Genomic DNA, 19,057 nt, shown 5'->3' with positions numbered 1-19,057 from the left:
ATGTGCATGTGCTGCTGCCAAGGCCACGTACCTCCTTCAGTTCCCGCTAATTAATAGTCAAGCTTATATTCAGCCAAATACTTGGCAATACCGGCAATCTCTTCTTCGGTCAGACCGGTGTCTTCCGCTCCCGGCATCATCGCGCCTTTCTTGATGCCTTGAGGGTCCGTAATCCAGTCATTCAGATGCTGCTCGACGCCGCCGCCTTCATCGTTGAACAGGAAGCCGCCAACCGTCTCGCGACCGCCGATGCCGGTCAGGTTCGGAGCGCTGTTGCCGCCGTTCTCTCCTACAGCGTGGCAGCTGAGGCATTGCGATGTGAATTTCTCCGCGAGTTCCGCGTCGGCAGGCATAACCGCAGGAGCCTTCATCGCCGCCACCCAGCGGTCGAAGGATTCCTGGCTGACTGCTTTCGCCTTGAAGTCCATCAGAGCGTGGGAAGGTCCGCACAGCTCCGCGCACTTGCCGCGGAATACGCCTTCCTTAGGAAATTCCAGGAACATTCTGTTCGTGGAGCCGGGGTTGGTGTCCATTTTACCGCCGATCGAAGGAATCCAGAACGAGTGCTTAACGTCGGCCGCGACCAGTTCGAACGAGATCTTCTTGCCCGTCGGAACGATCAAGTCCTGGGCGGTCGTAATGCCGTAGTCGGTGTACTCGAACTCCCACCAGTACTGGTGAGCCGTAACCTTGACCTGAACGGCGTCCTTGTCTTTGCTGTAATCTTTGGCCAAGCCGAAAACTTGCTGAATGGTCGGAACGCCCAAAATTAGAAGCAGGACGATCGGGATGACGGTCCAGATGACTTCCAGCTTGTGGTTTCCTTCCACTTGTTCTGGAATCGCTTTATCGCCCTGCTTGCGGCGAAACCGGATCAGAACGTAAATACAAATAGCGAACACGACGACAACGACCAATGCCATGATGCCAATGGACAGTTTCATCAATTCGAATTGTTTCTCAGCTACAGGTCCTTGCGGATTCAGAGTTGAGAGGTCTTCTCTTCCACATGCCGTCAGCAACAGCACGAGCCCCGTCAGCAGCGGCAGCAACCGCTTCATTACAGGCCACCGTTTCATCATATCAACCCCATTTTGACATTTTCATAGAAAACCGTTTGCCTGTCCGGCAGACGCTCCCCCTATGTACACGCTGTTGGACCAAGCAACAAACGCATTTCAAGCCTCGAGTCCGAAAAAACTCCGAAAAAGTCCGTAATTCGGCGATTTTCCAAACTCCTACCTACAGGCACTCTAATAAATATAAAGATTGATCCGCCTTCTTGTCAATGTTCACAGAACAGTTCACAAATTGTTCTCAAAACTGTCAAAAAGGCCGCCGTTCTAAGGATTTCGTACTTTCGCGGGATCTTCGGAACCGCATTCGCCCTTGGCGTCGGATCGCCTTAGCCGGGACGAGGCCGCTTTTCGACCTCTCCCTTCTTTTTGCCATTTCCCCCGATTTTTATGTGCGGTTTCGCGCGCATACTTTGCCCGCTTCGATCGAAGCCTATTCGATAACGATTTGTCAAGGAGGGTTGTCAATGACATTCGCACGACGTTTATGTTTTCTTGCCGGAATCGTACTGCTGCTCGCGCTGCTGCCCGCCTGCAATTACATTTCGCATTTCCAGAAAAGCCTTCAGGATTACTCAAGCCGTAACGCGAACGATCCGAAAATGTCGCAAGCGCGATCCTTCGGCGCCCTTACGACAAACCCGAAGCAACATGAGAACCGTTACTTCGAATACAGCTCGACGCTTTCCAACAAAGTGGCCTCATTGCCGGGCATCAACACCGCTCTCGTGTTCTTGACGGATAAAAACGCGTACGTCGCCATCATGACCGACTGGTCGGCGACCGGAACCGATGCGACCGGAGGCGCGCGCTCCCATGAACAGGACAACACGGGAACGACCGAGGGCGTCTACAACGTCAGCAACGGCCGTCCCAAATGGGACAACCGCCAGGTCGCCACTCCTTATAATTCGTACTTTACGCACAAGGATGCGAGCGATCTGTCCATCGAGCTGCGCCAAGTGATCGGAACGACCGTCCGCGGGCAATTCCCTCGGGCTCAGGAAGTGCATATCTCCGCGAACCGCGAATTCGTCAACCAGTCGCTTGAATTCGCCAAACAAGCTTGGCTGAAAAAGCCGCTCGCTCCGCTGACGAAGGACTTCAATACGCTTGTCCAGTATACGTTCGGGTCCGGCAACGAAATTCCGCTTCCTCTCTATTTAAAAATGAAGCCAAATCCTTGACGCCTGGCACGGTTTCTTCATTACGCGTCGCAAACCTCGCCCTCGAGAATCGCCGCCTTTCTAAGTCGGCGTCCCGGGGGCGAGGTGATTACAGCGTCAGAATGAGCGGCCCTTCGGGCGCGATCGCCACCGTGTGCTCGAACTGGGCGGCCCATCCGCCGTCCATCGTCATGACCGACCAGCCGTCCTCCGCAATATAGACATCGGATTCCTTCTCCGTCAGCATCGGCTCGATCGTGATGACCATACCTTCCCGCAGAAGCGTCCCCGTGCCGGCTTCGCCGACGTGCGGCACTTCGGGAGGCTCGTGCATCGCCCTGCCGATGCCGTGTCCTCCGAACTGCGACACGACGCCGTATGCTCCCGCCGCATCCCGCACCGCCGCGGCAATGTCGCCTATCCGCTTGCCGGGAGCGGCGGCGGCGATTCCGTTCATCGTCGCCCGATAGGCGGCCCGCCTCAATCGGTCAGCCGCTTCAGACACCGAACCGACCGAATACGTCCATGCCGTATCCGCCATCCAGCCGTCCAGCTCGACGACGAAATCGAGCGTGACCAGATCCCCTTCCTTCAGCCTTCTTCCGTCCGGCATCCCGTGACAGACGCAATCGTTGACCGCTGTGCAGATCGCATACGGATAACCGTGATACCCCTTCTGCGCCGGGAGCGCGCCGTGCTCCCGCATGTACTTCTCTGCGAACCTGTTCAGATCCAGCGTCGATATGCCCGGCTTCGCGAGATTTCCCAATCTGCGCCTGAGCCTGCCCGCCAGACGACCGGCCTTGGCGATTCCGGCCAGCTCCTCGCGGCTGCGGATCGCGATTCCCTTCGGCCTTTTTCCGTTCCCGCTCACCCGTCCGCCTCCCCTGATCGCGTTTCCTTATTTATATTCAAGAGCGAGGCGACGCGGGATTCCGCCGATGCAAAAAACGGCCCGGAGAGACGCGTCTTGCGCCCTCCAGGCCGATTGTCCGCTCGCCGCTTACGAGGCGGGAGTGTTCAATTTAGTCAACTCGCGTTCCACGAGCACCGTCAATTCGTCTTCGTATCCACCGGTGATCCGGTATTTGCGGATGTAATCTTTAACAAACTTGCGTGGATCTTTGGGCCGGAAAATTCTCGTCAGTTCTCGCAAACTTTCTTGAACCTCGTTGTGGCTGCGTTTGGCCATGCAATTCCCTCCCAGTGGAATGGATTCCGTTCCCGCATTACCCGGAACGGAGGCGGTATTACGCCACCCGGAGAACCCAAAGCATAAACGGCAGTCGCCACATCCGGCGACTTGGGCTTACGTTCGAGACGATTCGGAGAAGAATGGAGATTAGGCGCTTCCCTGAATCTCTTGCAAGGGTTCTTCCTTCAAACTCGATGTTCCACCGCTAGTTGCCGTATAAGAAAACGTTCCTGCATTTTCTGATTATACCATTTATCAGTTGGGGGATAAAGCACAAAACGCACAGCCCTTGACAGTTGCCCAAGATACGGGAATTTCGCCCGCGGCTAGTTCCGCTCCCCATCTCTCACTTCAAACCGGTGCCGTTCGCCCGATAGGGAGAAGCGATCTCCGGAACGAAGCTCGTATTTAAGCCCCGGCTTCAGCCGCTCTCCGCCTTGCAGGAACGTGCCGTTCGAAGAGCCGTTGTCTTCGAGGACGAACACGCGCGAGTCCTCCACATATCTGAGCGTGCAGTGAACCCTGCTGATGTCCGTCGCCTCGTAAGGGAACAAGATCCCGCAGCGGGCCGAATCCCTTCCGAACGTCAGCCTGCGGTTTAGAACGCGGTAGCAGCTTCCCTCATGCTCGCCTTCGATGCCGCACAGCATCGGCTCCCCGATTGCGGCGGCTTCCGCCGCGCCGGAAAGCGTAAGCAGTTGAGTCATCGGAATCGTGTAGTCGGTCAACGCATGCTCCTCGGCGTCTTCTTCGTTCGCGGTCGCTTCCTCGTCGTTCCAGTCCGGCAGTTTTTGATTGTCCGCCAGCTCGGACTCCTTCATGGCAGCCTCAGCCGCTTCGATCGTTTCCCTGCCCTTCACCGTCAGTTGCAAAAAGGCAACGACCGCGAATACCGCGACGGCAATTCCGATTCCGAGCGCCGCGAGCAGCGGCAGAGTGCCTATCTGTGCGGCCGTGTTGACGGCCCGCATCTCGGACGCGAACGCCCTGCCGGGCAGCAAGAGCGCCCCTGCACCCGCGATTGCGGCGAATAAAGGCATGCAGGACCGCCGTCCTTCGCGGAACTTCATAAGCCCCCTCTCTTTATACGATCTGTTGTGTTCCGCCAACCTGCTCACCTCCGGCCGCCCTCCGTATTGTAAACGCTTTCCTCAATGATCAGAAAGGAAAATGATACAGGACGCATATGCAAATATTATATCGAAAAAAGAACGTGCCTTCAATTGCAGTCAACCAAATTTTAGGTCAAATTTAAATTCTTTTCCTCCCCCTCCTCCCGGAGCTTGCGGCGAATGACTTTGCCGATCAGCGACAGCGGCAGGCTGTCCCTGAACTCGTAGCTTCTGGGCACCTTGTAGGCCGCGAGCCGTTCTCTGCACCACCGGTCGAGCTGCATCTCCGACACCTGCCAGCCGTCCTTCACGACGACGAACGCTTTGACGGTCTCTCCGCGATAAGCGTCCGGCACTCCGAGCACCGAAGCTTCCTTGACCGCCGGATGCTCGAACAGCACCTCTTCGACCTCCCTCGGATAGACGTTGTACCCGCCCGCCAGAATGATGTCCTTTTTCCGATCGATGATCGTAAAATAGCCTTCCTCATCCATCGTTCCGATATCCCCCGTGCGCAGCCAGCCGTCCTGCAGCACTTCCGCCGTCTCGTCCGGCCGGTTCCAATATCCTTTCATCACCTGCGGGCCGCGAACGGCTACCTCCCCGATCTCCCCGGGCGCCAGCGGCTCCAGATCGTTCTCTCCGACGATCCGCGCGTCCGTATCGGGAAGAGGGAGGCCGATCGTTCCGTTTTTGCGGAAACCCCAGACCGGATTGCAGTGCGTCACCGGCGAAGCTTCCGTCAAGCCGTAGCCTTCGATCAGCTTGCCTACCGTCGAACGTTCGAATTTCTCCTGCACTTCACGCGGCAACGGAGCCGCGCCGCTGACGCAGAGCCGGACGGAAGCGAACTCTCCTTCCTTCGTCATCGGATGATTGAGCAGCGCAATGTACATCGTCGGCGCTCCCGGGAATACCGTCGGCTTGCGGCGCCGAATCGTCTCCAGCACCAGCTTCGGCTCGAACCGGGGAATGAGCAGCAGCGTTCCCGCCTGGCCGACGGCCTGGTTGAGAAGCACGGTCAGACCGAATACATGAAACATCGGAAGCGCGGCCAAGTACCTCTCCTTGCCGGCTTCGAGACGATAGCACCATGCGTTGACCTGCTGCGTATTCGCCAGCAGATTGGCGTGCGTCAGCATGACGCCTTTCGGCCTGCCCGTCGTCCCTCCCGTATATTGGAGCATCGCCAAATCCTCGTCGGCATTCACCTCTTCGCATATCGACAGAGCTTTGCCCTGACCGACGAACGCCGACCAGCGCTTCACCCCTTCTCCCTTATAGTCAACTTTCAGGTTGGGATACTCCTTGCGCCTCTTGATCGGGTACAGCAGGTTTTTCGGAAAAGGTAGGCCGTCCGACAAGGAAGTGACGATGACATGGCGCAAGTCGGTGTTCTCCCGGGCCTTAGCGACGCGGGGCATGAGCAAGTCGAGGACGACAAGCACGGTCGCGCCGCTGTCGACCAGCTGGTGATGAAGCTCCCTCTCCGTATAGGTCGGATTCGTCTGGACGATGGTGGCCCCCGCCATCAATGCGCCGTAATAAGCGATGACGGCCTGCGGGCAGTTCGGCAGCATGATGGCGACTCGGTCTCCTTTGGCCAGCGGAAGCGCCTTCAGAGCGTTCGCCATTTTGCGGCTTTGTCGCAGCAGCTCCTTATACGTATATCTCCTTCCGAGAAAATCGAGCGCCTCGTTGTCGGGATAAGCCCCCGCGGCGTCGATCAGAAGCTTGGCGATATTGCGCTTCGGGTAATCGTAAGAGGGCTTTACCTGAAGCGGATATTTCTGATGCCAGGGCCTTGCGCCCGAACTTACATCGGATTCTTCGCTCATGCTGCGCTCCTCCTCGTTTTTTTATAGGCTGACATAGGCTTCCGCCGCGACGACGCGCGCGGCTATTCGTTTACGCAAGACCGCCGTATCCCCGGGGACGAGACGAAGCAGCCGCTTGAGCACCGACAGCTGCAGACGAAGCGGATCGCCCCGCTCCAGCGACGCCAGCACCTCGCGCGAACGCGCTCCCGCCCGCTCGGCCGCTTGTTCCGCGAACAGAGCCGTCATATCGGCCGGATTGGCGGCCTCGGAACTCCTTGACGGCTCCAGCTTGCGAGTGCGAAGGAGGGCGCTCTCCAGCGCGTAGATGTCGATCATCGCGTCCGCGAGCGAGGCTACGATCGTCTGCTCCCTCTCCAATCTCAAGCCGTGCTTCTGCACCGCGAGCCCACCGACCATGAGGAACGTTTTCTTGAGCGCCGATAGAACGGCTGTCGCCTTCGCCAAGGGATCGGTCGCGGACGAGGCGGTTAACGGAAGAGGAGACGGGTTCAGCAGCTCTTCCTGAAGCGACTGGGCCGTCTCGATCAAGGGCAGGTCTCCTCTGAGCGCCCGCTTCAGCAGCGCGGCGGGAATGAGCAGCCGGTTGATCTCGTTCGTCCCTTCGATAATGCGGTTAACGCGCGCGTCCCGATAGATTCTCTCGACCTTGTATTCCCGGACGTAGCCGCGGCCGCCGTAGATCTGGAAGGCCTCGTCGGCGACGAAGCCGAGCGCTTCGGAAGCGAACACTTTGTTGATGGAACATTCCAGCGCGTATTCCCCGATCGCCGTCGCCGCTACTCTCCCGCCGTCCGCACGGTCAAGATCGGCTCCGGCCAACGCTTCGTCGAGCAACCCGGCCGTTCGGTACACCATGCTTTCCGCGACGAAGGCGCGCGTGTTCATCTCCGCCAGCTTGGCTGCGATGAGCGGGAACGAGGAGAGCGCCTTGCCGAACTGCTTTCTCCGGTTCGCGTGGGCGGAAGCAAGCGCGATCGCTTCCTTCATTCCGCCGAGACAACCGGCCGCGAGCTTGAAGCGACCGAGGTTCAGAATGTTGAAGGCGATCAGGTGGCCTTTGCCGACCTCTCCCAGCAGATGGCCCGCCGGAACGCGCGCGTCTTCGAAGAAGAGAGGACAGGTCGAAGTTCCGTTAATGCCCATCTTGTCTGCCTCGGGGCCGATCGTAAAACCAGGAGTCCCCCGTTCGACGACGAAAGCGCTGAACTGCAAGCCGTCCACCTTGGCGTAGACCACGAACAGATCGGCGAAGCCGGCGTTCGTAATGTACAGCTTGGAACCGCTAAGCACGTAGTGCGTTCCGTCCGGGCTCAGTGTCGCGGACGTTCGAACTCCGAGCGCGTCCGAACCGGACTCGGGCTCGGTCAGGCAAGAGGCGGCGATCAACTCTCCGGCGACGAGTCTCGGAAGCCAGCACGCTTTCTGCGCCAGCGTCCCGAAGAGCGCGATCGGCAGCGTGCCATTGCCGGCATGCGCCGCGAAGGACAACGCGAACGACGGGGCGGGAGCCAGCTTCTCCGCGAGCAGCGCGGCGCCGGTATAGTCCCGCCCCAGGCCGCCGTAGGCCTGGGGCACGCCGGCTCCGAGCAGGCCATTCTCTCCCGCTTGGCGAATTAGCCGAACCGTCAGCCCGTAATCCGCCTTCTCCATGTCGGCGTCGAAGGGCAGAACGTCCCGCTCCACGAACGCCGTCGCCGCATCCGCGAGCCGTCGCTGCTCTTCCGTAAAATCTTCGGGAGTCGCGATATGCCGCGGCTCCGCATCTTCGACGACGAACCTTCCTCCTCCACGGACCGGCTCTGCCACCGCCGTCGCCTCCTTTCCTCTCTTCGGTTGGCCCAAGCCGCAGGCTCACATGGCCTCAAAAACGCCGGCCGCTCCCATTCCGCCTCCCACGCACATCGTCACGACGCCGTAACCGCCGCCCAGCCTAAGCAGCTCGTGCAGCAGCGTCACGGTCAGCTTGGCGCCGGTGCAGCCGAGCGGATGACCAAGCGCGATCGCTCCGCCGTTCGCGTTTACGAGCTCTGGATCGATCTCCAGCCGGTCGATAACGGGAACGCATTGAGCTGCGAACGCCTCGTTGACCTCCCAGAGCGAGATTTGCTCCGACGTCAGCTTAGCCTGCCTCAGCGCCAGCGGCACGGCTTCGACCGGACCGAGGCCCATGATCTCCGGCGGCAATCCCGCTACAGCGTATGCCCGGAACGCGGCCAGAGGCCGAACGCCGAGGCTGTCTGCCTTCTCCCGGCTCATGAGAACGAGCGCGGCCGCTCCGTCGCTGTACGGCGACGAGTTGCCCGCGGTTACCGTCCCGTTCACGGAGAAGGCCGGCTTCAGCGCCGCCAGCTTCTCCACCGTCGTATCGGGACGCACGCACTCGTCCTGGGCGACGGTGATCGGCCGCTCGATCGGCTCGCCCGTTACCGGGTGCGGCTCGACGACGGTGGTCGGGACCGCCAGCAGCTCATCGCGGAATCTGCCGGATGCGGCGGCTTGCGCCGCTTTGCGATGGCTGTCCGCGGCGAAGCGGTCCTGCATCTCCCTCGTCACGCCGCACCTCTTGGCGACCAGCTCCGCCGTATGGCCCATCGCCATGTACGCCGCGGGCATCGCTTCGTATAGGCCGGGATGCGGAGACAGCCTGAACCCCATCATCGGCACCCGGCTCATGCATTCCACGCCGCCGGCGACGACCGTATCCGCGAGCCCGCTCCGGATTGCCGCGGCCGCTTGCGCGATCGCCTGCAAGCCGGACGCGCAGAAGCGATTAACCGTAACCGCCGGCACCTCGACGGGGAAACCGGCAAGCAGCGTGATAAGCCGCGCGACGTTCATCCCCTGCTCGCCTTCCGGCATCGCGCAGCCCAGCACCACGTCTTCGACGTCCTCCGGCCGCAGACCCGGCACTCGGCTTACTGCCTCCTGCAGCACCCTCGCCCCCAAATCCTCCGGACGCGTCTGCGCGAAGCCGCCCTTCTTCCCGCGCCCGACCGCCGTGCGAACCGCCGACACGATGACGGCTTCCTTGCCCTTCATCCCGCTCTCCTCCTCGCCGCTCCGCCTATTCCGCTCGAAGGCGCTCCCCATGCCTTCGGACTCCCGCTCGCCTCGTCCGACCCGCCTCAGTTGCGAAGCGGCTTGCCCGTCGCCAGCCAATGCCGCATCCGAGCCTGCGTCAGCGGCTCTCCGCACAGGCTAAGGAACGCCTCCCGCTCCAGGTCGAGCAGCCGCTGCTCGCTCACCTCCAGCCCCGCCGGCACGCTGCCGCCGGTCAGCACGTCGGCCAGCTTGCCGGCAATGCGCGCGTCGTGCTCGGAGATATAGCCGCCTCGCCGCATCGTGGAGACGGCCGTCTTCAGAACCGCCGCCGTCTCCCGGCCTCCGACCGCGACGCGCCGATCTCGCTCCGGAACGGCGCAACCCCTGCGCTCCAGCTCCAGCACCGCGCTCTTCGCCTCGTAGATTCGCGTCTCGTCGCGCAGGACAACCGTATCGCCTCCCCTCCAATAGCCGAGGCGTTTCACGTCGCAACCGCTCTCCGACACCTTGGCCAGCGCAATCGACTCGAACAGCTGCATCAACGGCCGCGTCGCATCGTCCAGCCCCGCTTCATCGGCCCGCTCTTTCGCCAGGACGGCCGAAGCCAGACAGCCTCCCCCGGCCGGAATCAGCCCCGCTCCCGTCTCGACGAGGCCGAAATACGTCTCCGCCGCATACAAAGTCCGATCCGCCGACAAACAGATCTCCGCCCCGCCTCCGAGCGTCTTCCCGTGCGGAGCGGCAACGACCGGACGCGGCAGCCTGCGCAGCGTCCGCACGCTCTCTTGAAGCTCCCGAACCATCAGGTCGATCTCTTCCCACTCGCCGTTCTCCGCTTCCATCAGCAGCAGCATCAAATCCGCTCCGACGCAGAAGTTGCGCCCCTCGTTCGCCAATACCAGTCCGCGCCAGTTGCGCTCCACCTCCTCCGCGGCGCGGCGAACGGCAGCCAGTGCGCCGGGACCAAGCTCGTTATTCGAAGAACGGAATTCGAGACAAGCGACGTCGTCACCCAGATCGATCAGATCCGCTCCGTCCTCCGAGAGGATCGTCCGTCCCCGATCTCGCTGCGCGCTTAACGAGATTTCCCCCGGCTTCTCCTCGACGTACTTGTAATACCCTTGCGAATAATAGAACTGACTTCCTGCCTTCTTCACATAGAACGAAGCCGTTCCTTTCCCCAGCATGGCCGCTACCGGAGCCGGCACCGCTCTCCCTCTCTCCTCCAGACGAGCCGCGGTTTCCGCCACGCCCAGCGCGTCCCACAATTCAAATGGTCCCGCCTCCCAGTCCAAGCCCCACCGCATCGCCCGGTCGATCTCGATCGGGGTGTCGGCAATCTCCCCGAGCTTCTCCGCGGCATAGCACAACGTATCGTCGATCACGTCCCGGACGAAAGCGCCCAGCCGGTCCCGATCCGCCGCCTCCAGCAGTACACGCAATTTGCCGGCCGTCTCTCCGCCCGCCCGCCTCGCCGCTTCGAGCGTGCGGGAAACGGGTTTGCTCCGCGGAACGTAAGCCATCGCCTCCGGGTCCAGCACCCGTAAGCGATCTTCCCCGGACGCGGAATCGTCCTCGCGGAAAAAGCCGCCGCTCTTTGCTCCCAGCCATCCCCGTTCCGCCATCCGCTCGATCAACGCCGGATTCGAGAAAGCCGCCGCCTCCAGCGGGTCCGGCACGTTCTCCCGCACATTGCGGCACGCTTGCAAGAACGTATCGAGGCCGACCGAGTCCAGCATGCCGAACGTCGCGCTCTTGGGACGCCCGATCAGCGGACCGGTTAACGCCTCCGCCTCGTCGATCGTGAGGCTGTATTTCTCCCTTGCTTGCAAGGCAGCCAGCAGGGCATATGTTCCGATCCGGTTGGCGATGAAATTCGGCGTGTCCTTCGCCTCTACGACCCCTCTGCCCAGCCGGTCCCGGCAGAACAACGCCGTCGCCTCGAACGCCTGCCGATCCGTCTCCTTACCGGGCACCACCTCCAGAAGCTTCCTATATCTCGGAGGGTAGAAGAAATGCGTCACCATCGCATGCTTCCGCAGCTCTTCGCCGCACGAGGAGACGATCTCGTCGATGGACAGCCCCGACGTGGCGCTGCTGACAACCATGCCCGGCCTCCATACCGCATCGATGCGCGCCCAGACGCCCATCTTAACGTTCAACCTCTCCGTTACGGCTTCGATGACCCAATCGCATTCGGCAAGCCGTTCGTACTCCCTCTCCCAATCGCAGGTTTCGATCCTTCCGATGAATGCCGGATCGTAGAGCGGGGACGGCTTCGTCCTTTTCAACCTCTCCCGCCCTTCTTCCGCCTTGCTCTCCAGATCGAACAGCAGGCTGGGAATGCCCGCGTTCGCCAACTGCGCGGCAATGGCCGCACCCATCACCCCCGCTCCGATGACCGCCGCTTTTCGCACGTTCCGCAAGCCGTCTCTCCACCTCCCCGCCGCACCTTGAATCGACTTGATATTGGTAAATTTATTCCGCAAGCCGCTGTGCATATGCCCACATCGGCAAAAAAGGACATATCCGCGTCTCCAAATAGCCGACCAAGCCGCCTCACGTAAGAAATAACGGGCCAGCTGCCCGTTCTTGAAGTCGGTGAATGCGTCCGAAACGTCATTTCCAGCAATATCCTCTAAGCGCTGCCCAACTCGACCCGCAGAGCGCTGCCCATCTCGATCCGTTCGGGTATGGTACGCGCCTTGTTGATTTTAAGCGGAAAATCCGCTTTAAATTCGCTGCTGTACCTTTGTCGAGCGATTTAAAGCGGATTTCCCGCTCTATTTCCACGTTTATTCTGTTTTGGAAAAATTAAAGCGGATTTCCCGCTCTATTTCTGCTTATCTTCCCCTTTCGACAAAATTAGCGCGGATTTTCCGCCCAAAACTATCCCGTCCCCCTAGTCCCTTTCAACGATGGGAGCGCATGTGGTCGACCGACCGCCGTCATGCAGCGAAACACCGCGCGCTGGGAGCTGCGCGCGGGGGACCATCGGCCTTCCTCTCTGCAACCTCGCGCGCTCCGTCGTTCCCGGCTAAGCAAAACAGCTTACGCCATCCTTCAGATCGGCGGGATAACGTTTATGTCGGAGACGATTCAGATAAGGATAGCGGATTTTATACTTTCTGAACGTCAAAAAAACCGCCCTCCCATAGTCGGGAGAGCGGCGATGTCGCGCCTATTACTGCAAATTCTCGCTGGAGAGAATAATCGCCTCCGCCTGCAGAAGCCATTTGCCGTCGGTCTTAACGGCGTCGTTGAGCACGACGGAACGGCTCTTGAACGTTTGTCCGCCCATCACCGTCTCCGACACCATCTTGACCAGCAAAGAAGCGGTTCCCAGCTTGGCATCGTAATCGACGACCGTCCACTGCTCGCTCGTCACGTTAAGCGTCGTCGTCTCGAACAATTGCGTCAACTGTTCCTTCAGCAGCTCTTTCTCCGGGAAGTCGGCTAGCGTCGCAACGTAAGCCTCGGCGTTTTTCTCGTTGGCCGCCTTCACTTGGTCTGCGAACACTTGGCCGATCGCGGCTTTGTCGGCTTCCGGCAGCGTCGCCTGCTGCTCGAACAATCCCGGAATGTTCGTGTACTCGAGTCCGAGCACTTCGACGTTGTAGATTTTCCAACCGTTCTCCGAATCCTTGTGAAGAGTATAGCGAACTTGCGCGAGGTTGTCCGGATAGAAGCCTCCGCTGATCTTCTTCGTATCTTCGATAACGAGAACGACAGCTTCTCTCTTGCTGAAAGATTGGATCTTCAACTCGGTGATTTGGGTTTTCGTTCGAGCCTGTTCGAAGTTCGCCCGAACTTCGTCCAAGTCCATGACGGTATCGTCCGACATCAGCCCGACGATTCCTTCCGCGTCGCCTGCGGCTTCCACGAGCAGCATCTTGCCGAACAGCTCGTTCACGGATGCTTTGTCCGCCGAAGTCGGGCCTTGGAACACCAGCGAGATGGTCTTATCCTTGCCGTTCCACAGCACGTTGTGGTTCGTTAACACGCCCGCGAAGCGAACCCCGATCAGCGTGCGGCCGTCGCGTTCGATAATCTCGCCCGTGCTCGGCACCGTACGGCCGTTCACGATGGCGATGTCCGCCTCCGCGGAAGCCTGAATCTCGTAATCTTCCGATTCCGCGTACAGGATTTCCGTAGAAGGGTCCAGCTCCGTGCCGTAACCGAGCGCATCGAAGAGAGCGCCATACTCGATGTAGCTTTTGCCTTTCTCGATCAGCAGCCCGCTTCCTACGTCGACGGTTTCGCCGTTGACTTTGATCTTGACGGCCGAAGACTGGCCTGCGGTCGCAGCGGAGGCGGTGCCCGCCATCGTAAACGCCAATACTGCCGAGAACAACACGATTGCCAAACGTTTCAACTGTCGCACCAACTTTCTGTATGTAATGAATAACCGTCTATAAACCTAGTCTATTATAACAGCTAGTTCGGACGGGCTGGCATAAAAGCCGAAATTTTGTTCGCCCCGCGCCCGGAAGATCCGGCCGAATTCCGGGTCCGATACCGCTATCCGCCGATCAGTTCCTGCAAATCCTTGAGGCTCGGCTTGCGGAAAATCACTCCGACTTCCGTCTGTCCCCACTTCATGCTTTCGATTTTCAGCGGCTTGGGCAGCTCCTCGGCGATCGGGATCACCCGGCTGGACAGCATCGATTTCGGCAGCGGCACCCCCTTCATCCTGGCCTCCAGAACGTCGGCGATCACGTTCGGATCTTGCCAGCGCAAGCGATACGTAATCCGCAGTTCGGCGGAAACCCAGTCCTTCCACAGCACGTTCAAGTCCGCGATCAACCGGTCGCCTTCCAGCGCGAATTCCGCTCCGGTCACGACGATGTCGTTCTCTACGAGAGGATTGCCCGCGAGCGACTTCTTGGCCAGGTTGCCGATGTCGTCGTCCGTCAAGATAAGCTCCAGAGACATCCTTTTGGCCATGTCGATCGCGCGTTCCTTAAGCGGCACCTCCTCATAAGATAGATCGAGAGACCGGTCCGGCTTCACATAATAGTGCGCGCCTACCCCCGCGATGACGGCGAGGAAGACGAGTACGAACAGTCCAATCAACAATTTTTTCATCGCAATCTCCTTTATGGTTGACTTCGGGGGAAGAGAGGCGTATAACAATAAATAAATTCAACGACGGGAACAAGTTGTCCGGGCCCTTCGATCCCCAGAGAGTCGGCGAACGCTGAGAGCCGACGATCGAAAGCCGGTGCAATATCCTCCCCGAGAAGCGGCGCCGAATCCGATTTCTCATTAAGCGCCGACGGTTCCCCCGTTACGGGAAGTCGTATATACTCTATACGACGAGCGAGCGCCCGACGTTGCAACTTCACTATTGCAAAATCGGGAACGAGGGTGGTACCACGGATAACGATCCGTCCCTTTCCAGGGGGCGGTTTTTTTGTATTCTTATAGCGGTTGCTGAAAACCGGACTTTTTGAACTCACAATTATACGCTTATAGGCCGACATCGGCAGAAAGGATGATTTCGAAATGAACGCCCGCTCCGAACAATATGCCGTCCAGCTTGCCGATATTCTGAACGCCCACCGTGTTTTGCAGGACGTGATCGCCCCTACTTCCCTGCAGTTGAATCCCGCATTGTCCGCCAAGTTCGGCTGCAACGTGTATTTGAAACGGGAGGATCAGCAGGTCGTCCGCTCCTTCAAAATACGGGGGGCCTACTACTTGATCGCCTCTTTGTCCCCGGAAGAGAGAAGCCGGGGCGTCGTCTGCGCCAGCGCGGGCAACCATGCCCAAGGCGTCGCCTATTCTTGCCGCAGGCTGGATATTCCGGGCATGATCTTCATGCCCGCGACGACGCCGAGGCAGAAAATCAATCAAGTGAAGCTGTTCGGAGGAGACAAGGTCGACATCCGTTTGATCGGCGACACGTTCGACGACGCCTATGCGGAAGCCGTGCGCGTCAGCGAGCAGGAAGGATTGCCGTTCGTCCATCCGTTCGACGACTCCCGGATCATCGCGGGCAATGCCACGATCGGCAAGGAAATCATCGAAGGCGGCGCGCCTTCCATCGATGTGCTGCTGGTGACGATTGGCGGGGGCGGATTGGCGGCGGGCGTCTCGACGTACATCAAAGCGATCAGCCCGGCGACCCGCATCATCGGGGTCGAACCGGAAGGAGCGCCCTCCATGCGGCAGGCTTTCGAGGAGCAGAAGGTCGTTACGCTTACGGAGATCGACAAGTTCGTGGACGGAGCCGCGGTCAAGCGGGTCGGCGAGCTGACGTACGCCGTCTGCCGGGAGCTGCTGGACGACATCGCCGTCGTGCCGGAAGGACGGGTCTGCACGACGATTCTGGAGCTGTACAACGAGCATGCGATCGTCGCCGAGCCCGCCGGGGCGCTTACCGTCGCCGCGCTGTCGGCGATGGACCCGGAGGCTCTACGCGGCAAGAACGTCGTCTGCGTCATCAGCGGCGGCAACAACGACATCGACCGGATGCAGGAGATCAAGGAGCGATCCCTCATCTACGAGGGGCTTAAGCATTACTTCATGATCAACTTCCCGCAGAGAGCAGGAGCGCTGCGCGAGTTTCTGGACGACGTGCTCGGTCCTGGAGACGACATCGTCCAGTTCGAGTACACGAAGAAACACAACAAGGAGAACGGACCGGCGCTCGTCGGCATCGAGCTTAAGAGTCCGGAAGACTGCGAGGGTCTGCTGGAACGGATGAGGAACAAAGGCTTCCAATTCATCGAGCTGAACAAAGACCCTCTGCTGTTTAATCTGCTGATCTGAGGTTCCGCCAAGCCGGGACTTCTTCCAGGGGCTGTCCCATAAGTAAAGAGAGTCGTACCAAACGATAATCGATGGATGAATGTGACGGGCATCTATCTCCTTCCGATGCTTGTACGACCTACTTATGGGACAACCTCTTATTATTCAGTTAACCGCTCGTCCCCCGCGCCTGCTGTCAACTCCTCCTCATCCCCCGTCGCCATCCGTTCTCCCTTTTCGCCAAGACCTTTTCCGACAGGCGTTTTTCACGTGCAGCCGCATAACCGACATCTGATTCGCCAAAAATAATAAGTACGGGTTTCAACGGAATTGACGTGCCGCCTCCTAAGCTTTATCCCGGATTTACAATTGGGAGTTACAGTGGATGGAGAATGATCGTTGCGACTAACCAGACTATGCGAGGTGCGAGCATGATGTATAACCCGATGAAAGTTTTCATCCTGTACGCCCGTTTCGGAGATGGACATTGGCAAGCCGCGTCCGCGCTGCGGCAGAGCTTCGCCAAGCTCGGCAACGTGGAGGTCAAGCTCGTCGATCTGCTGGAGGAGTCGCATCCCGTGCTGAACGGGGTAAGCCGATTCGTCTACCGCAAAAGCTATTCCGTGCTGCCCCAAGCCTACGGCTGGGTGTACCAGCGCACGAAAACGATGAAGCCGGATTCCATGTTCGCCTCCTGGCTGCATTCGTTCGGAGTGCCGGCCTTGCTGAAAATGGTGGAAAAGGAGCGGCCCGACGCCATCGTTCATACGTTCCCGACGCTGGCCTGCCCACAAGTCATGCACAAGATGCGCCGCAAAATCCCGATGTATAACGTCATTACCGACTTCGATCTGCATCTGCGCTGGGTTCATCCCGCGATCGACAAGTACTACGTCGCGACAGACGACATGCGCGGCCAGCTCTGCGAGCTGGGGATCGAGCCGCATCAGGTTGCCGCGACGGGCATCCCGATCCGTCCCGAGTTTCAGACTCTGTCCGCGGAAACGGCTTCCCCCGTCGGAAGACCGACCATTCTGGTCATGGCCGGCGCGGGAATGGCGCCGGTCCATGCGGCAAGCCTATGCCGCAGCCTGGCCGAGCGATGCGCCGCTCGCGTCGTCGTCGTATGCGGCCGCAACCGGGCGCTTCGCCAAGCGCTCGAGACCCAGCTCGAGAGTAATCCCAACGTTACGATTCTCGGCTACGTGGAGCGAATACAGGATTGGATGGCCGTCGCCTCCGGCATCGTCACGAAGCCCGGCGGACTGACTCTGTCGGAAGCGATCGCCGCCGGATTGCCGATCTTCCTCTATCGCCCCGTACCGGGGCAGGAATATAACAACGCCCGATATCTGGAAAGCAGAGGGGCCGCCGTCATATGCAGAACGATCGGCCAGCTAGCGCAAGCTATAGCGGAACGACTCGAGAAGCCCCGGCTTCGCGAGCAGATGCTTCAGGCGATCTATTCGCTGCGCAAGCCTGACGCCTCGGATACGATCGCCTTGGATATTGCCCGTCAATTGAATATAATGGAAGTGGTTCCCGACATCGACGGCGGAAAACTCCGGTATCGGGACGACCTGTCCCGGGTTTCGGGTTCACCGGAGTTGCAAAGGAGAGCTGCATGTGAGCAAGTCATCCCTTAAATCCCTGCTCCGTACGGATATGCTCCTGTACCTGACCATTCTGTATTTGATCGAATTCGTCAGGGGAGCGGCGCTGATCAGCTTCCTGCCGATCTACGGAGATAAAGCTCTCGGTCTCAATCTCGATGTGATCGGGGCTGCCATTACCGCTCATTATTTTACGGATACCGGACTTAAGCTGGCGATCGGTTATTTGCTGGACCGCCTGTCCGTCCGCATGGTCGTCGGCGTCGGCGCCTTGTGTTCCCTGTTCGGCATCGCGGCGCTGCAGTTCGCGGATATTCCCTGGGTGTTCATTGCGGCCGCGGCTCTGTACGGAATCGGCATCTCGCCGATCTGGATCGTCTGCCTGACCAAGATCAAGGAAGATCAACGCGCCACCCAGATGGGGTTCCTGTATACGGTCTGGCTGGTCGGCCTCGGCAGCGGACCGGTCGTCATCAACCTGCTGCTGGATTACGATCTCCAGCTCAGCTATTGGGTTATGGTCGGCGTTTCGCTGGCGGCATGGCTTCTTTCCCTCATGATCAAAGGAGGGAAAAGCATGCACATCGACGTCATGCCGTTCCGCAAGCAGCTTTCCATACTCGGCAGCCGGCTGCGCGAGATGAAGCTGCTGCTTCCCGGCATGGTGCTGCAGACGCTCGGCGCGGGTATGCTTCTCCCTATTCTGCCGAGCTTCGCGGTCAACGCGCTCGACATGACCGCGACTCACTATTCCATTCTGCTGATGATCGGCGGAGGCTGTACGGTCATCGGCCTTATTCCGATGGGCAAGCTGTCCGACGCCTTCGGCAAAAAATGGTTTCTTATCGTAGGGTTCCTGGCGTTCGGCCTGGTGCTGTTCGCCCTCACTCTGCATCCTCCGCTCGGACTGGCCCTGTTCTGGGCGTTCGTGCTCGGCATTTCTTATGCCGCCGTGCTGCCGGCCTGGAACGCCCTGCTGGCCGCCTACGTTCCTCAAGGCCAGCAAGGACTCGGATGGGGCGTATTTTCCACGGTGGAAGGCATCGGGGGAATGATCGGACCGGTCATCGGCGGGCTGATCGCGACCCGGTATACCGAAGCTTCGGTCATCGGCATTGCCGGATTGCTGTTTATCGCGATCAGCGTGTTCTACGTCTTCTTCCCCTTCAGGCTGTTCAGGGGCGAAACCTCGCCTGCCTTGGCGAAGGGAGAGAAATAATCGAAGTCCGCCGGACGGGTCGAATGGAGCAATTTCA

14 protein-coding genes and 1 other annotated feature are annotated in these 19,057 nt (G+C 59.5%); of the genes, 4 read left to right on the top strand and 10 right to left on the bottom strand.

Annotation, left to right across the window (positions count from 1 at the left end):
* Positions 1-50: 50 nt before the first annotated feature.
* Positions 51-1,082 carry a cytochrome c oxidase subunit II gene (gene coxB / locus ACESLM_RS18285; RefSeq protein WP_372633007.1) on the bottom strand — a complete coding sequence of 344 codons (1,032 nt, stop codon included), beginning with the start codon at positions 1,080-1,082 and terminating at the stop codon, positions 51-53.
* A gap of 461 nt (positions 1,083-1,543) precedes the next feature.
* Here coxB and ACESLM_RS18280 point away from each other — a divergent pair, with 461 nt between their 5' ends.
* Positions 1,544-2,263 carry a YhcN/YlaJ family sporulation lipoprotein gene (locus tag ACESLM_RS18280; protein ID WP_372633006.1) on the top strand — a complete coding sequence of 240 codons (720 nt, stop codon included), beginning with the start codon at positions 1,544-1,546 and terminating at the stop codon, positions 2,261-2,263.
* Between the two features lie 88 nt (positions 2,264-2,351).
* Here the strand turns inward: ACESLM_RS18280 and map are convergent, their stop codons facing one another.
* From map to ACESLM_RS18235, 9 genes are all read right to left on the bottom strand, one after another.
* Positions 2,352-3,116, bottom strand: a complete 765-nt coding sequence (map, locus tag ACESLM_RS18275) for a type I methionyl aminopeptidase (protein WP_372633005.1) — start codon at positions 3,114-3,116, stop codon at positions 2,352-2,354.
* A 129-nt stretch (positions 3,117-3,245) separates the two neighbouring features.
* Positions 3,246-3,434, bottom strand: a complete 189-nt coding sequence (locus tag ACESLM_RS18270) for a hypothetical protein (protein ID WP_094050045.1) — start codon at positions 3,432-3,434, stop codon at positions 3,246-3,248.
* Between the two features lie 329 nt (positions 3,435-3,763).
* Positions 3,764-4,477 carry an FHA domain-containing protein gene (locus tag ACESLM_RS18265; RefSeq protein ID WP_372633004.1) on the bottom strand — a complete coding sequence of 238 codons (714 nt, stop codon included), beginning with the start codon at positions 4,475-4,477 and terminating at the stop codon, positions 3,764-3,766.
* A 200-nt stretch (positions 4,478-4,677) separates the two neighbouring features.
* Positions 4,678-6,387 carry a long-chain-fatty-acid--CoA ligase gene (locus ACESLM_RS18260; protein ID WP_372633003.1) on the bottom strand — a complete coding sequence of 570 codons (1,710 nt, stop codon included), beginning with the start codon at positions 6,385-6,387 and terminating at the stop codon, positions 4,678-4,680.
* A 21-nt stretch (positions 6,388-6,408) separates the two neighbouring features.
* On the bottom strand, positions 6,409-8,196 hold the full coding sequence (locus ACESLM_RS18255) for an acyl-CoA dehydrogenase family protein (RefSeq protein ID WP_372633002.1): 1,788 nt from the start codon (positions 8,194-8,196) through the stop codon (positions 6,409-6,411).
* A gap of 45 nt (positions 8,197-8,241) precedes the next feature.
* Positions 8,242-9,429, bottom strand: a complete 1,188-nt coding sequence (locus ACESLM_RS18250; protein WP_372633017.1) for a thiolase family protein — start codon at positions 9,427-9,429, stop codon at positions 8,242-8,244.
* A gap of 86 nt (positions 9,430-9,515) precedes the next feature.
* The gene (locus ACESLM_RS18245) at positions 9,516-11,849 is read right to left on the bottom strand and encodes a 3-hydroxyacyl-CoA dehydrogenase/enoyl-CoA hydratase family protein (RefSeq protein WP_372633016.1); all 2,334 of its coding nucleotides are present in this window, start codon (positions 11,847-11,849) and stop codon (positions 9,516-9,518) included.
* A gap of 767 nt (positions 11,850-12,616) precedes the next feature.
* Complete coding sequence (locus ACESLM_RS18240; RefSeq protein ID WP_372633001.1) at positions 12,617-13,807, bottom strand: stalk domain-containing protein; 1,191 nt, start codon at positions 13,805-13,807, stop codon at positions 12,617-12,619.
* Between the two features lie 146 nt (positions 13,808-13,953).
* Positions 13,954-14,520, bottom strand: coding sequence for a hypothetical protein (locus ACESLM_RS18235; protein WP_372633000.1), 567 nt, complete (start codon positions 14,518-14,520; stop codon positions 13,954-13,956).
* A 51-nt stretch (positions 14,521-14,571) separates the two neighbouring features.
* Positions 14,572-14,833 (top strand) — a binding site (T-box leader).
* Between the two features lie 107 nt (positions 14,834-14,940).
* Between ACESLM_RS18235 and ilvA the strand changes: the two genes are divergently transcribed.
* From ilvA to ACESLM_RS18220, 3 genes are all read left to right on the top strand, one after another.
* Positions 14,941-16,209 carry a threonine ammonia-lyase IlvA gene (ilvA, locus tag ACESLM_RS18230; RefSeq protein ID WP_372632999.1) on the top strand — a complete coding sequence of 423 codons (1,269 nt, stop codon included), beginning with the start codon at positions 14,941-14,943 and terminating at the stop codon, positions 16,207-16,209.
* Between the two features lie 410 nt (positions 16,210-16,619).
* On the top strand, positions 16,620-17,834 hold the full coding sequence (locus ACESLM_RS18225; protein ID WP_372632998.1) for an MGDG synthase family glycosyltransferase: 1,215 nt from the start codon (positions 16,620-16,622) through the stop codon (positions 17,832-17,834).
* On the top strand, positions 17,815-19,020 hold the full coding sequence (locus ACESLM_RS18220; protein WP_372632997.1) for an MFS transporter: 1,206 nt from the start codon (positions 17,815-17,817) through the stop codon (positions 19,018-19,020). The genes ACESLM_RS18225 and ACESLM_RS18220 overlap by 20 nt, the downstream gene beginning before the upstream one ends.
* The last annotated feature ends 37 nt before the right edge of the window (positions 19,021-19,057 follow it).

It is taken from the genome of Cohnella sp. (assembly GCF_041641335.1).
Lineage (GTDB): Bacteria > Bacillota > Bacilli > Paenibacillales > Paenibacillaceae > Cohnella.
Note: the sequence above shows the minus strand (reverse complement) of the source record. Positions and strands in the feature narration are given on the sequence as shown.

What these genes read in the sequence shown, in the direction of transcription:
- coxB (WP_372633007.1), bottom strand. Translation starts at nt 1,082, where the DNA reads ATGATGAAACGGTGGCCTGTAATGAAGCGGTTGCTGCCGCTGCTGACG.
- ACESLM_RS18280 (WP_372633006.1), top strand. Translation starts at nt 1,544, where the DNA reads ATGACATTCGCACGACGTTTATGTTTTCTTGCCGGAATCGTACTGCTG.
- ACESLM_RS18270 (WP_094050045.1), bottom strand. Translation starts at nt 3,434, where the DNA reads ATGGCCAAACGCAGCCACAACGAGGTTCAAGAAAGTTTGCGAGAACTG.
- ACESLM_RS18265 (WP_372633004.1), bottom strand. Translation starts at nt 4,477, where the DNA reads ATGCCTTTATTCGCCGCAATCGCGGGTGCAGGGGCGCTCTTGCTGCCC.
- ACESLM_RS18260 (WP_372633003.1), bottom strand. Translation starts at nt 6,387, where the DNA reads ATGAGCGAAGAATCCGATGTAAGTTCGGGCGCAAGGCCCTGGCATCAG.
- ACESLM_RS18250 (WP_372633017.1), bottom strand. Translation starts at nt 9,429, where the DNA reads ATGAAGGGCAAGGAAGCCGTCATCGTGTCGGCGGTTCGCACGGCGGTC.
- ACESLM_RS18235 (WP_372633000.1), bottom strand. Translation starts at nt 14,520, where the DNA reads ATGAAAAAATTGTTGATTGGACTGTTCGTACTCGTCTTCCTCGCCGTC.
- ilvA (WP_372632999.1), top strand. Translation starts at nt 14,941, where the DNA reads ATGAACGCCCGCTCCGAACAATATGCCGTCCAGCTTGCCGATATTCTG.
- ACESLM_RS18225 (WP_372632998.1), top strand. Translation starts at nt 16,620, where the DNA reads ATGATGTATAACCCGATGAAAGTTTTCATCCTGTACGCCCGTTTCGGA.